This window comes from Brevundimonas sp., assembly GCF_965279155.1.
Classification (GTDB): Bacteria; Pseudomonadota; Alphaproteobacteria; order Caulobacterales; family Caulobacteraceae; genus Brevundimonas.
In genome coordinates, this window is record NZ_OZ257138.1 from 1,383,225 (window position 1) to 1,397,007 (window position 13,783).

The window sequence follows — 13,783 nt, forward strand, 5'->3', positions numbered from 1 at the left end:
CCCGTCTGGGGTGAAGAACCCCTCCGTCTCCTCACGAAGAGCTCGGATCCACCTCCCCATCGTTACGCGACAGGGAGGAGACTTTCACGACCTTCTTCTGGCCGAGAAATGGGCGTTGAACCGCTATCAGAGCAAGGGCTTGATCCATCGAATACTGGTCAGATCGACAACTTTCAGGTCGATGTCGTCTCCCGCTGTTGTGCCGTATTGAAAGCCTTCAAGGCAATCTGGATAGCCGTCTTCAAGCCAAAGGATGAAGCCCATGAGCAGGGTTTCGCCGCCCACAGAAACCTCACCATCCGGTCCGTCCAACATACGCTCTGGCCATGCAACTGGCGGCTTGTCCTTCCCCACATCAAACGACGTATAAAAGCCGTGGCCAGTATTATCCCGCTCGGAAATTCGAGCGGCAGATAAAAGTTTGCGAAGCGCCTCGCCTATGCCGGGCTGATCATCACAAATGATAGCGAGCACTGTCCGCTCAAGTTCTGTGAACTCCGACATTGGTCCTCCAGAACTAGAGACTACGCGTCACATCGAATGTCGCCTATGGAGCGGACGCGGAAATAAGCGTTCAGTATAAGAACGGCCTTCCCGCTTCCCCCGACCAACACACCCCCAAACAAAAGGGCCGGCCGGCTTCCCGGTCGGCCCTTCGTCGTTCAGCCTTGCAGGCTGACGATCAGTATTTGACCTTCAGCGTCACGCCGTAGGTGCGCGGGGCGCCGAGGTAGGCGTTGTAGGTCGCCGTGTCGGTGGCCTGGTTGTAGAAGGTGCCGTTCGCTTGCGGCGTCGTAGTGTTGGTGAAGGCCGTGCCTTGCAGCGGGGCGGCGAAGCCGACCTGGGTGTATTCTTCTTCCAGAAGGTTCTGGCCCCAGACCTCCAGCGTCCAGCGCTCATCGGCCGAACCGATCGAGACCCGGCCGTTGACGACGGTGAAGGCGTCCTGGTTCTTGTAGGGCAGCAGGTCCGAGCCGGTGTTGTATTCGGTCGAATATTTGGCCGACAGGTTGAACCCGCCGCGCAGGCCGCCGCCCAGTTCGCGGTCGAAGGCCAGGGCGCCCGTGACCGACCATTCCGGCGCGAACGAGGCGCGCGCGCCCGGCAGCAGCGACAACTGCGGGAAGCGGCCGGGGCTGGACAGGTCGGCGGCGCCGAACTGACCGTATTTGGCGTCGGTGTAGGTTACGCCGCCTTGGAACGACAGGCCCTCGACCGGGGTGAACCAGACCATGTCGGCGTCGACGCCGCGCGAGGTCAGCTCGGGGATGGATTCCACCACGAAGGCGGTGCCCAGGAAGGTGTTCAGTTGGAAGTTCTCGAACTTCTGATCGAAGTAGGTGAGGTTCAGCAGCATGGTGCGGTTGAACAGGGTCGTCTTGACCCCCGCCTCATAGCTGTCGACCGTCTCGGCGGCGAAGAACAGCGAGGCGTCCGGCGTCACGCCCGTCTGCACCCGGTCCATATTGTAGCCCGCGCCCTTGTAGCCGCGCGCATACGAACCATAGACCATGATCGACGGGTTGAACCGGTAGGACGCCTTGATGGTGCCCGACAGGTCGGTGTCGCTGAACTTCTCCTGGATCCGGCGATTGTCGTAGAGCGGGTTGGACCAAGGCAGGCACAGCAGGCCCAGCGCAGCGGCCGGGGTGGCGATGTTGGCCGTGCCGGGGATCGGCGAGACCGTGCGGTTGGCCGGGTTCTGGTTGGCCAGGGCGCCGCCGCAGGCCGCGCCGTTGCTGCCCAGATTGTCCTGCACGCCCAGCAGACGCTTGCTGTCGTAGGTGTAGCGCAGGCCCAGATTGATATCGAAGGCCTCGGTCACCCGATAGGTGTTGTTGGTGAACAGGGCCACCGACTCTGAGCGCTGCGAATAGTGGTCCTGATAGGCCTTGCCCGGCGTGAAGGTCGGGGCGGCGGCGCTGGGCGGCACGGCGCCGATGACGCACAGCGGCTGGCCCGCACCCGCGCCGGCCGTGCCGACCAGGAAGCCGTTCGGGTTGGTGAAGCAGCCCAGGCGCGACAGGCTGGGACCGCCGACGGCGGCCGGCAAGGACGCCGTCAGCAGCAAGGAGGCGAAGGCGTTGTAGTCCGAGCCATAGACGTAGCTGTCGTCGCGATAGACGCCTTCCTTGGTGGCGAACAGGCCGACCAGCCAGTCCAGCTTGTCCGACGTGCCAGCCAGGCGGAACTCTTGCGTCAGGTTGTCGACGCCATAGCCGTTGGAGCCGTCGTTGGCGCGGTACAGGATGTCGGCGCCCGTATAGTCCAGGTCCATCCCCTGCTGGAACGACCAGTCGCGCCACGAGGTCTGGGACGTCAGGGTGGCGTTGATGCTGGGGAAGTCGATGGTCGCTTCCGCCGACAGACCCATGTCCTCGATCTCTTGCGGGGTCTCGCGGTTGGAATAGGCCAGGCGCGAGAAGGGCACTGTGCCGAAGCCGGCGACCGGCGGGCGCTGGCCCGGACCGTTGGGCGCCGTTAGGGCGGCGATGAAGGCCTGGGTCGGGCCGACGCGCGTCTGCACGGCGGAGCAGCAGTACTCGTCGCGCTTGGTGTAGTCCGCGATCAGGCGGACCGAGACGTCGTCGCTGGGCAGGATCAGCAGCTGGCCGCGCCCGGTCCAGTAGTTCTGGGTGTTGTCTTCGGTCTTGGAGTTGGGGCCGTCGCCGACATTGACGTCATAGAAGCCGTCACGCTCGCGGTGAGCGACGAACAGGCGACCGGCGATCTGGTCGGTCAGGCCGCCGGTGACGGAAACCGAACCGCCGATGGCGCCGAAGTTGCCGCCGGTCAGTTCCGCCGAGATCGACGGGTCGAACGACGGGCGCTCGGTGATGATGTTGATGACGCCGGCCGAGGTGTTCTTGCCGAACAGGGTGCCTTGCGGACCCTTCAGGACCTCGATGCGGCTCAGTTCGCCCAGGTCGCCGAAGCCGACCGAGTTGCGCGAGCGATAGACACCGTCGATGACCACGCCGACCGAGCTTTCCAGGCCGGGGTTGTCGCCGACGGTGCCGGCGCCGCGGATGCGGACGGTGGTCGAGGCTTCCGACTGGGTCGAGGTGACGGTCAGGCCGGGCGTCAGGATCTGCAGATCCTTGATGTCGCGCACGCCGGCGCCGTCCAGCAGTTCCTGCGACAGGGTCGTGACCACGATCGGCACGTCCTGCAGGCTCTGTTCGCGCTTCTGGGCGGTGACGATGATGTCGTCAACGGTCGCCGGGGCCTCCTGGGCGGCGGCGACGCCGGCAAAGCCCATAACGGCGGCGCCCATGACGGCGGCGGACACGGTTGTTCTGAGTTGAAGATTGCGGCGCATAGGCGTCCTCCCGGCTGAAGCCACGTTCGCACAGAGCGATCGCAGCGTTTCCTGTCCCAATCGACGTCCCCTTCTTGGGGGATCGTTCGTTATCGTCAGGCTAAGCGCGGTTCGGCCCCACCGACAAGCGAGCGTTCTCACCCGCGACGATTTTTCGCCGTGGATTGGCCTTTGTGTGTCGGTGAAGAGACATAAAAGCCTGACGTTAGGTCAGTTTTTGCCCGCTTTTCGGCCCCAAGGGCTCGACCTCAGGGTGCAGCGCGGCCGGGTCGGTCTGGCGACGACGACCGGCGAAACCCAGCACGACGGCCGCCGCAATCGCCGACAGGATCGAGCCGCCGATGACGCCCAGCTTGACCTCGACCTGTTCGGGCGAATCCACAGCGCCGGGGAAGGCCAGAACGCCGATGAACAGGCTCATGGTGAAGCCCACGCCGCACAGTAGCGAGACACCATAGACCTGAAGCCAGCTGGCGCCCGTCGGCCGCGCGCCGATCTTCAGCGCCGAGGCCAGCCAGGCGGCGCCCATGACGCCGATCTGCTTGCCGAAGAACAGACCCAGCGCGATGGCGACGACCAGGGGCGCGAACGCCTGCTCCATCGACAGACCGGCGAAGGAGACGCCCGCCTTTGCGAAGGCGAACAGCGGCAGAACGAGGAAGGCGTTCCACGGATGCAGGTCGTGCATCGCCTCCTTCAGCGGGCTCTGACCGTCTTCGGCGCGGCCCTTGATCGGAACGATCATGGCGAAGGCCACGGCGGTCAGGGAGGTGCTGAGGCCCGACAGCACCGTCAGATACCAGACCAGGCCAAACCCCAGCACCCAGAAGGGCGCGGGAATACGGACGCGGTGCGCGGCGACGGCCCCGACGGCCAGGGCGCCCAGCGCCCAGAACAGCGGCGTCCAGTTGGCGCCCTCGCTGAACAGCACGGCGATCAGGGCGATTGCGCCCAGATCGTCGACGATGGCCAGGGTCAGCAGGAAGACCCGCAGCGACGACGGCAGTCCCTTGCCGACGAAGCCGAAGATGGCCAGCGCAAAGGCGATGTCGGTCGCCAGCGGAATGGGCCAGCCGGCATGCGGCGCCCCCATGGTCGCGGACAGCAGCAGATAGACCGCGGCCGGCCCGGCCATGCCGCCCAGCGCCGCCAGCACCGGCGTCGCCAGTTTGCGCGGGTCGCTCAACTCGCCACGCACGATCTCGTATTTGATCTCCAGCCCCACCACGAGGAAGAAGATCGCCATCAGACCTTCCTTGATCCAGTCGGAGATCGACTCCTCCAGCCGGATCGGGCCGATCTGAAGCACGTGATAGCTCTTCAGCCAGGTGAAATAGTCCCCCGCCCACGGCGAGTTGGCCACAAACACGGCGGCGATGGCGGCGAGCGCCAGGGCCGAGCCGGATGCGGCCTCGGTCTTGAGGAAATCGAGTGTCAGTTTGCGCGCCACGGCGGCCTCCATCGGAATACTGAAGCTGTCGTGACGCCAGGTTATCGACGGGCGTCGGACCGGATTCGTCGCCCCTTTCGGAGCGCGCCGGCCTGGCCGCGCGGAGCGACCTGATGGCTGAGGTCAGAATAGAGGATGCTGGCGCTTGAGCCAACCGCCTTCCCTTCCAGAGCGGCGCGCGTCAGGCGCGCGGCCCGAACAGGATGATCCCTGCGCCGACGATGCAAACCAGGCCGCCCAGCACGTCCCATCGATCCGGCGTCGTCTTTTCGACCACGGCCATCCAGACCAGGGCGGCGCAGATATAGACCCCGCCATAAGCGGCGAAGGCCCGGCCCGCCGCGTCGCTGGGGACCAGGGTCAGCAGCCAGGCGAAGGCGATCAGGCAGACGACGCCCGGCGCCAGCCAAAGCGGCGAGCGATCCACCTTCAGCCAGGCCCAGAAGGCGAAACAGCCGCCGATCTCCGCCAGCGCCGCCAACGGATAGATCAGCAAGGCTTTCACTCGGGCGCGTCCATCTTCGCCTTCGCCGCCCGTTCGGCCGCCAGTTTGGCCAGCACCCGGCCGCGACCGCGCGACAGGGCGTGGATGGCGCCGCGCATGGTGGCGACCTCCTGCTCCGAGAAGGCGGCGCGGCCCAGCATGACGCGCAGGTTCTGGCTCATCGAACGCTTCTTCTCGGGTGGATAGAAGAAGCCGCCGTTTTCCAGCTCTTCTTCCAGATGTTCGTACATGCCGACCAGAAGCTCGTTGGACGCCGGCGGCTCGCTGTCGCGGAAGCGCGGCGGCGGGGCGTCCAGGATCAGGGTGCGCCACTCATAGGCGTTGATCGCCACGGCCTGGGCCAGGTTCAGCGAATGGTGCCGGGGATCGATGGGGATGGTGACGATGCCGGCGCACAGGGCGATGTCGGTCGTCTCCAGCCCTGCCCGTTCGCCGCCGAACAGCAGGCCAGTCTTCAGGCCGGAAGCGGTATCGTCGTACAGGACACGCCCGGCCTCGCGCGGGGTGCGGACCGGCTGACGCGTCTCGCGCGGGCGGGCCGTGGTGGCGAAGACGGTGTTCAGGTCGGCGACGGCGTCCGCGACGCTGTCGAACACCCGAACGCCGTCCAGCACCCAGTCGGCGCCCGAGGCCATGGCCCAGGCCCGGTCCTGGGGCCAGCCGTCGCGGGGCGTGACCAGACGCAAATCCGTCAGGCCGAAGTTGGCCATCACCCGCGCCACTGCGCCGATGTTCTCGGCCATCTGCGACTTGTCGAGGATGACGGCGGGGGGTGTGAGATCGGACAAGAAGATCAGTCCTCGCCCACCATGGCGATCCAGGGGTCGGCGGTTCCGGCCTCGACCTCGGCGACCTTGACGGCGGGCCAGCCGATGGAGGCGCTGCCCGAGGCGGTCCAGGCGGTGACGATGAAGTCGCGCAGTTCGCCGGCGCCCGCCGCCAGACGCTCGTTGACGAAGGCCGCGCCGCGCGGATCGGCGTCGCGGAAGCCGCCGGCCTTCTCAAGGCGATAGAAGGGGATCACCGTGCCGAGCGTCGTGGTCAGGTAGGAGACGGTGCGCGCCTTGACGTCGAAGCCGTCCAGATTGGCGGCCGGCATGGCGGCCTCGACCGCGTCCAGGCGGGCGACGCGGTTGGTGAATTCTCCCTCGAACAGGGCGTGGGTCTGACGCGAGTTGGTGAAGCCTTCCGGGTTCGGGAAGTCGCCCCAGCCGTTGTAGTGGATGCTGGTGTGATGCGGCTGGGAGCCGTCGCCGACGTAATGGCCCATCACGCCGATGTCGCGCAGGATCAGGGCCTCGCGGCGGAGGCGGTCGGCCCGGTACCAGGCCTGGCGCTCCATGTTGGTCTCGCGCTTTTCGGCGGCGTTCAGCACGCGCCAATAGGCGAAATCGCGGCCCAGCTGCTGCCAGCCGTCGATCATGGCGTAGGGCAGATATCCCGCGTCGTTGACGTCCAGACCGGCCTTGGTCAGGGCGGCATCATATTCCGATTTCAGGCGCGGCAGGTCATTGATGCTCATGCCGCGCTGGTCGAAGACGCGACCCTGGTCGTCCATGTCGATGAAGTGGGCGGTGTCGCGCTCGCGATCGTGCGGCTGGCCTGCGCCCTTCCAGCGGTCGGGCTCGCGCGCCAGTTCGCCCACGTCGGCGATGGCGGCCGGGGTGCGCAGGAAGGCGGGCAGATCATCAGGCAGGGCCCGCATCGCCGCCACGCCGATCAGGCGGTGGCCGGTATTGCCCCAGGCGGTGACGGTGACGGCCGGCGCGGCGACCGCGATCAGGGCCAGGGCGGCGATGGCGAGACGTTTCATGGGGGCAAACCTTTGAGGCGATCACGCCCGTCTAACGTATCCTTGATCGCGCCTCCAGCGTCGAAGACTGGCGATCCGAGCGTCAAAGCCTAGGTTATGAAGGCTCCCCCCTTCGTCTTATCCAGGCTCCACGTTTCTCGGGGAGCGATGACGTGATTGCGTCGTCGCCGTCGTTCGACGGCGCCTCCAAGTGGACGCCAGATCGAAAGGACATGCCCATGCGCACGCCCCGCCTCGCCCTTTTCGCCTCCGTCGCCGTTCTGGCGACCGCCGCAACCGCTCAGGCCCAGGACGCCCCTGCCCCGACTTCTGCCGCCACGCCTGCGGCCTCGACCGGCGCTGCGACCTTCACCGATGACGAGCTGAAGAAGTTCGACGACGCCATGGTCAAGGTGAGAGCCGTCAGCGACACGTTGAACGGCGCCCAGCCGACGCCGGAACAGCAGGGGCAGATGGCGGCCGCCGTGCAGGACTCCGGTCTTGAGGTGACGCGCTTCAACACCCTGTCGAACGCCGTCGCCGCCGATCCGGCTCTGGCGGCCCGCATTCGCGTGGTCAACGCCACGCCGCCGGCGCCCGGCACGCCGGCCGCCGCCGTGACCGACGATGAGCTGACCCGCTTCGTGACCGCCATGACCCAGATCCGCGCCATCACGGCCGAGGTCCAGAACAATCAGGCCACGCCCGAGCAGAGCGCTCAGCTGACGGCGGCGGTCGAAGCGTCGGGCCTGACGACGGAGCGTTTCAACACGATCTCCCGCCTGGTGTCGGAAGCGCCCTATCTGCAGGCCAAGGCCGAGCTGGCCGGCGCGCGTCTGGAGAAGGGCGTCAGCCAGTAGGGATCAGACGTCGGCGGGTTCCCGCTGGATGTCCGGGGCGGCCGGGCCCGCCTCGTCCTCGTTCAGCAGACGGCCTTCGCGGCGCGGTTTGATGTAGGGGGCGGGCTGCGGCGTCGTCATGTTGCCGCGCATCAGCTGGCGGCCGGCCTTGAGGCCGCCCGTCAGTTGCAGGTCCAGACGCGCCTCGTCGCGACGGCGCACGTCGCCGATGGTCTCGGCCGCCTGGCTTTCGTCCAGCCCCAGTTCGACCAGGGCGCGCTCGCCGAACTTCAGCGCCGATTCGAAGGTCTCGCGGATCTGGTAATCGACCCCAGCCTGGATCAGGCGCATCGAATGGCCCCGGTCAAAGGCGCGGACCATGATCTTGGTGGTCGGGAACTCGGACTTGACCAGTTCGACGATGCGGTCGGCGGCCTCGGGCTTGTCCACGCAGACCAGGACGATCTCGGCCTGCTCGGCGCCGGAGGCCCTCAGGGTGGCGAGCTGGGCGCCGTCGCCGTAGTAGACCTTGAACCCGAACTGGGAGGCGGCCTGGATCATCTCCACGTCATTCTCGATGATCGACACGTCCACGTCGCGCGCCAGCAGCGGCTGGGACACGACCTGGGCGAAACGGCCGAAGCCGATGATCAGCACCTGGCCGCGCAGGTCCTTGGCGAAATCGACGCCGTCCGCGTCCTCGGCCGAAATGGTCGGCTTGGGCAGGAAGCGCTGGGTCAGCAGGCTGGTCAGAGGCGTCAGGGCCATGGACAGGATGACGATGGCCGACAGCATGGCGCCGACCTGGGCGTCGAACAGGCCCGCCGTAACCGCCGCCCCGTAAAGGACGAAGGCGAACTCGCCGCCTTGGGCGAACAGGGCCGCGCGCTCGACCGCCTCGTGGTGCGTGGCCTTGAACAGGCGCGCGACGCCATAGATGCCCAGCGCCTTGACCACCATGAAGACGACCACGCCGCCGACGACCAGACGCCAGTCGGCGACGACCACCGACAGGTCCAGCGACATGCCGACGCTGAGGAAGAACAGGCCCAGCAGGATGGCTCGGAACGGCTCGACGTCCGATTCCAGCTGGTGGCGGAAGGTCGATTCCGACAGCAGGACGCCGGCCAGAAAGGCGCCCATGGCCATCGACAGACCGCCCAGCGACATGGCCCAGGCCGCGCCGACCACGACCAGCAGGGCCGCCGCCGTCATCACCTCGCGCCCGCCGTATCGGGCCAGCAGGCGGAAGATCGGATCGACCAGATATTTGCCGGCCAGCAGCACCCCGCCGACCGCCGCGACCGCGAATCCTACGGTCTGCCACAGGGGCGGCGCCTGTTCGTTCGCCACGCCCAGCACCGTGGCCAGGACGGCGACGATGGCCAGCAGCGGAACGATGGCAAGGTCTTCCAGCAGCAGGATGGAGACCGCGCGCTGGCCCGGCCCGCCGGCGATCTCGCCGCGCTCTTCCAGCATCTGCATGATGACGGCGGTGGACGACAGGACGAAGCCCATGGCCCCGACGAAGGCGACCGGGGCGGAGAAGCCGGCCAGCATGGCCGTCAGCGTCAGGATCAAACCACAGAACAGCACCTGCGCTGCGCCCAGGCCGAAGATTTCCTTGCGCAAGCCCCAAAGGCGTTTGGGCCGCATCTCCAGCCCGATGATGAACAGGAAGATGACCACGCCGAACTCGGCGACATGCAGGATGGTCTCGGGCTCTTGGAACAATTTCAGGCCGAAGGGACCGATAGCCAGGCCCGCCGCCAGATAGCCCAGCACCGACCCCAGGCCGATGCGCTTGAACACCGGCACGGCGAACACGCCCGCCGCCAGCAAGGCGGCCGCCGCGCCCAGATCCAGTCCCGTCGTCGCCTCGGCCATCGTGTCCCCTGTCGTCTTGGACGCTGATAGTGGGGAAGCGGAGCCGATAATGCGAGCCCGATCAGCCGAAGACCGATCCGATCTTCGCGAGACCATCGCCCGCCGGCGACATCGCCTTCCAGTCGCCCGCCAAGCCGTCGGCCAGAGTCTTCAGTCGATCCAGCATCGCCAGCATCGGATAGGGACCCGTGCTGATGCGGCAGGCGCCGGCCTCGAACAGGGCGGCGGCGGGCGCGGCGTCCGGTCCCGCCATGAGGCTGATCGGCCCCGCGATGGCCTGCGCCAGTCGCCGCACGACGAGGGGATCGGTCACGCCGGGGAGGAAGACGACATCGGCGCCCGCCGCCAGCCATGCCCGGCCGCGCTCGACCGCCCTGTCGACACGGTCGTTCTCGTCATCGCCCAGACCGAGCAGAAAGACATCGGTGCGGGCGTTGATGACCAGGTCGGGCGCAGCCGATCGCATCGCTACGATCCTGGACTGCTGTCTTGCGATGGAAGTCAGGGCTCCGGGCGCATCATAGTTCGCATCCTCGATATTGACGCCGACAGCGCCAGCCTCCCACGCCGCGCGCGCCGTCTCGGCCGCGTCCCCATCGCTCTGACCATAGCCCGCTTCGATGTCTGCGTTCACCGGAAGATCGACGACGCGTGCGACGACAGCGATTTCGCGCATCATTTCCTCGCGGCTCAGCCCCTCTCCGTCCCGTGCGCCGCGCGCCCAGGCGACGCCCGCGCTGGTCGTCGCCACGGCGTCGAAACCTGCGCTCTGAAACACACGCGCGCTCGCCGCATCCCAGCCGTTCGGCAGGATGAAACCGCTCTCGTGCAAGGCCTTGAAATGCTGCGCGCGGCGAACCTGATCGGTCATGATCGTCTCCTCTTGTGGTCAGCGGAATTGGCATGAATGCCACGCCTGACGCTGGCGTTTTTCGGACGCGGCCATAAAGCCATGCCACGCCACAGTTTGGCCTAACGTCGGCGGCGGAGTGGTAAAAACAACAACCGGAGGAAACCATGCCGCGTCTCGTCAAAATCGCCGCCGTCGCCGGGGTGGCGATGTCCGTAGCGCTGCCGCCCATCACAGTTCCTTCCTTGGCCCTGGCCAAACCGCTGGACGGAGAGGCGACGCAGGCGGCGTGCCTGCCGCTGGGCTTCGACCTGGGACAGCCTGCGCCGGTGGCTGCGCCTCCGATGCGGCGGATAAGCCCGCCGACGCCGCCCGTGAACATCACGCCGACCCGCAAGGAGGACCGCGTCCAATACAGCGCGCCGCCTCCGCCGCCCCCTCCCCCGCCGCCCCCGGCCCCGCCAGCGCCGATGCGGCCGGCCCTCATCCAGGGTTCGTCCGCCGCGTCGGGCTCGGTGAGTGAACTCGTCGTCACCGGCTCGCGGGTCATGCCGGGCGGCGTCGCGCCTGCGCCAGCCGACACCGAACGCTATCCCGATGCGACGCCCAATCCGGTGAAGCGGACCAGCGATCAGCCGGTCTCGACCTTCTCCATCGACGTGGACACCGCCGCCTATTCCAATGTCCGCCGCTTCATCGACGAGGGGCGCAGCCCCCCGAGGGACGCCGTGCGGGTGGAGGAACTGATCAACGCCTTCGACTATGACTACGCCCGGCCGACCGCGCAGAGCCGGCCGTTCGCCATCACGACGGCGGTCGCTGCTTCGCCATGGGCTGAGGGCCGGCAGATCGTGCATATCGGTCTGCAAGGCTATGAACTGCCAGCCGGCGAGCAGCGGCCGTTGAACCTGACTTTCCTGGTCGATGTGTCGGGGTCGATGCAGTCGGCCGACAAGCTGGACCTGGCCAAGAAGGCGATGAACCTGGCCATCGACCGGCTGAGGCCGCAGGACACCTTGGCGGTGACCTATTACGCGGAAGGCGCGGGCACGACCTTGCAGCCGACGCCCGGCGATCAGAAGCTGAAGATGCGCTGCGCCGTCGCCAGTCTGCGCGCGTCGGGCGGCACCGCCGGGGCGACCGGCATGACCAACGCCTACGACCAGGCCCAAGCCAGTTTCGCGCGCGACAAGGTCAACCGCATCCTGATGTTCACCGACGGCGACTTCAACGTCGGCGTCACCGACGACAAGCGGCTGGAGGACTATGTCGCCGACAAGCGCGGGACCGGCGTCTATCTGTCGGTCTATGGCTTCGGGCGCGGCAACTATCAGGACGCGCGGATGCAGACCATCGCCCAGGCGGGCAATGGCGTCGCCGCCTATGTCGGAGACCTGCGCGATGCCCGCAGACTGTTCGGCCCAGCCTTCGACAAGGGCGCCTTCCCCATCGCCGACGACGTCAAGATCCAGGTCGAGTTCAACCCCGCCCGCGTCGCCGAATGGCGGCTGATCGGATACGAGACCCGGCTGCTGAACGAAGAGGATTTCGCCAACGACCGCATCGACGCGGGCGAGGTCGGATCGGGCGCCAGCGTCACGGCCCTGTATGAGATCACGCCCGTCGGTGGCCCGACCCAGGTGCCCGAGCGGCGCTATCCGGACAACCGCATCGGCGTGGGCGGCGGCGATCCGAACGGCGAGATCGGCTTCGTCCAGGTGCGCTACAAACTGCCAGGCCAGAGCCGTTCGGAGTTGATCCAGCAGCCGCTGACCAATCGCGCCTCAGGCCAGGTCGGCGCCCAGCCGCCGGAGGCCACCCGTTGGGCCATCGCCGTCGCCGGGTTCGGCCAGAAGTTGCGGGGCGATCCTTGGATGGCGGCCGACTATGGCTGGGACCGGATCGTCGATCAGGCGCAAGGGGCCAGGGGCGAGGATCCGTACGGCGATCGGGCCGAGTTCGTGCAGATGGTGCGCGCTGCCGAGAGCCTGCCGCCGCAACGGACGCCCTGATCGGAACCGCCACGCTCGCGGCGGGTTTCCAGCGCAACGCTTCAACCAAGGAAACCCGCCATGAAAATCCGCGACGTGATGACCAAGGACGTGCATCTGGCCCGCCCTGCCGACACCATCCAGGACGTGGCCAGCCGCATGGCCAAGGGCGGCTTCGGCTTCGTGCCCGTCGCGGACGGCGACCAGTTGATCGGCACGATCACCGACCGCGACATCGTGGTGCGCGCCTTGGCGACCGGCGCGGCCTCCACTGCGGCGGTGGTGGAGTTCATCACCCGCGATCCGCAGACGGTGCTGGACACCGACGACCTGAAGGTCGTGCTGGACCTGATGGGCGCCAAGCAGATCCGCCGCGCGCCCGTGGTGGACAAGCACGGCCGCGTCGTCGGCGTGGTCTCGCTGGGCGACCTGTCCACGCGGGTGAAGGAGAAATACGCCGGCGAGACGCTAGAAAGCATCTCGCGTTAAGACCTGCGTAACCGCGACCCGACACCGGGCGTCAAGGATCGTCGTTCATGCTGTTCTTCGAATCTCGGAGAATGGCATGGCGCGCGCGCAGTTCCAGAAGGGTCAGAAGGTCTGGGTCGAATGCGTCGGCGCCTGGGCCTTTATCGAACAGGTCCAGCCCGTCTGGGCCAAGGGCTTCGACGAACCCGTGCGCGTCACCTACGATGTCGGCCTGGGGCGCGAGTTCACCGCCGGCGAGCTGATGCTGGCGATGGACGATCCGTCGGCGAAAGAGGGCGTGGGCGAGTGGCGGCTGCTGCGGGCGCGCAACAAATGGCAGCTTCCCGAGGACTGTCTGCACCACCCCCACCCCGGCACCTATCCGGTGGTTGTGACCGATCGGGCGGACTGGGGCGGCTGGCGCGTGCCGGGCGCCGAATACGATCGTGACCCGCAACAGATCGAGCTTCAGGCCCGGCTGATCGCCGCTGCGCCGCAACTGATGCAGATCGCCCAAGGGTTGGTCGATATGGTGTCGGAGGCGCCCGACGACGCCCCGCCCGCCGTCCTGACACTGGCCCGTCAGGCGCGCGATACGCTGCAGGGCGTGACGCGGGTGTTGGAACCGGCGCCCGATCGGCTGATGTCGCCGGTCGCAGCGGCTTAAAATACCGTTAAA

General features: G+C 67.2%; 12 protein-coding genes. 4 read left to right on the forward strand and 8 right to left on the reverse strand.

All coding sequences use genetic code 11. From position 1 onward, the window contains the following. Nucleotides 1-126: 126 nt before the first annotated feature. From ACQY72_RS06570 to ACQY72_RS06595, 6 genes are all read right to left on the reverse strand, one after another. Nucleotides 127-504, reverse strand: coding sequence for a hypothetical protein (locus tag ACQY72_RS06570; protein ID WP_428156442.1), 378 nt, complete (start codon nucleotides 502-504; stop codon nucleotides 127-129). Nucleotides 505-682: 178 nt separating this feature from the next. Further along, nucleotides 683-3,322 carry a TonB-dependent receptor gene (locus tag ACQY72_RS06575; RefSeq protein WP_428156443.1) on the reverse strand — a complete coding sequence of 880 codons (2,640 nt, stop codon included), beginning with the start codon at nucleotides 3,320-3,322 and terminating at the stop codon, nucleotides 683-685. A 205-nt stretch (nucleotides 3,323-3,527) separates the two neighbouring features. Next, a complete protein-coding gene (nhaA, locus tag ACQY72_RS06580; protein WP_428156444.1) occupies nucleotides 3,528-4,772 on the reverse strand; it encodes a Na+/H+ antiporter NhaA in 1,245 nt (414 codons plus the stop codon). A 181-nt stretch (nucleotides 4,773-4,953) separates the two neighbouring features. Then, nucleotides 4,954-5,277 (reverse strand): YnfA family protein, encoded by a 324-nt coding sequence (locus ACQY72_RS06585; RefSeq protein ID WP_428156445.1) that lies wholly within the window; start codon nucleotides 5,275-5,277, stop codon nucleotides 4,954-4,956. Beyond that, a complete protein-coding gene (locus ACQY72_RS06590; protein ID WP_428156446.1) occupies nucleotides 5,274-6,065 on the reverse strand; it encodes an RNA methyltransferase in 792 nt (263 codons plus the stop codon). Before ACQY72_RS06590 ends, ACQY72_RS06585 begins: the two co-directional genes overlap by 4 nt. Nucleotides 6,066-6,070: 5 nt before the next feature. After that, complete coding sequence (locus ACQY72_RS06595; protein WP_428156447.1) at nucleotides 6,071-7,090, reverse strand: S1/P1 Nuclease; 1,020 nt, start codon at nucleotides 7,088-7,090, stop codon at nucleotides 6,071-6,073. Nucleotides 7,091-7,308: 218 nt separating this feature from the next. Between ACQY72_RS06595 and ACQY72_RS06600 the strand changes: the two genes are divergently transcribed. Then, entirely contained in the window at nucleotides 7,309-7,929 is a 621-nt protein-coding gene (locus ACQY72_RS06600) for a DUF4168 domain-containing protein (RefSeq protein ID WP_428156448.1), read from the forward strand. A 3-nt stretch (nucleotides 7,930-7,932) separates the two neighbouring features. Here ACQY72_RS06600 and ACQY72_RS06605 read toward each other — a convergent pair whose 3' ends face one another. After that, complete coding sequence (locus ACQY72_RS06605; protein ID WP_428156449.1) at nucleotides 7,933-9,795, reverse strand: monovalent cation:proton antiporter-2 (CPA2) family protein; 1,863 nt, start codon at nucleotides 9,793-9,795, stop codon at nucleotides 7,933-7,935. A gap of 61 nt (nucleotides 9,796-9,856) precedes the next feature. Next, a complete protein-coding gene (locus tag ACQY72_RS06610; protein WP_428156450.1) occupies nucleotides 9,857-10,666 on the reverse strand; it encodes an isocitrate lyase/PEP mutase family protein in 810 nt (269 codons plus the stop codon). Nucleotides 10,667-10,812: 146 nt separating this feature from the next. Between ACQY72_RS06610 and ACQY72_RS06615 the strand changes: the two genes are divergently transcribed. The 3 genes from ACQY72_RS06615 (at nucleotide 10,813) to ACQY72_RS06625 (ending at nucleotide 13,771) form a co-directional block, all read left to right on the forward strand. After that, on the forward strand, nucleotides 10,813-12,657 hold the full coding sequence (locus tag ACQY72_RS06615; protein ID WP_428156451.1) for a vWA domain-containing protein: 1,845 nt from the start codon (nucleotides 10,813-10,815) through the stop codon (nucleotides 12,655-12,657). Between the two features lie 60 nt (nucleotides 12,658-12,717). Then, nucleotides 12,718-13,125, forward strand: coding sequence for a CBS domain-containing protein (locus ACQY72_RS06620; RefSeq protein WP_135194828.1), 408 nt, complete (start codon nucleotides 12,718-12,720; stop codon nucleotides 13,123-13,125). Nucleotides 13,126-13,201: 76 nt separating this feature from the next. Then, the gene (locus tag ACQY72_RS06625) at nucleotides 13,202-13,771 is read left to right on the forward strand and encodes a hypothetical protein (RefSeq protein WP_428156452.1); all 570 of its coding nucleotides are present in this window, start codon (nucleotides 13,202-13,204) and stop codon (nucleotides 13,769-13,771) included. Nucleotides 13,772-13,783 lie beyond the last annotated feature (12 nt).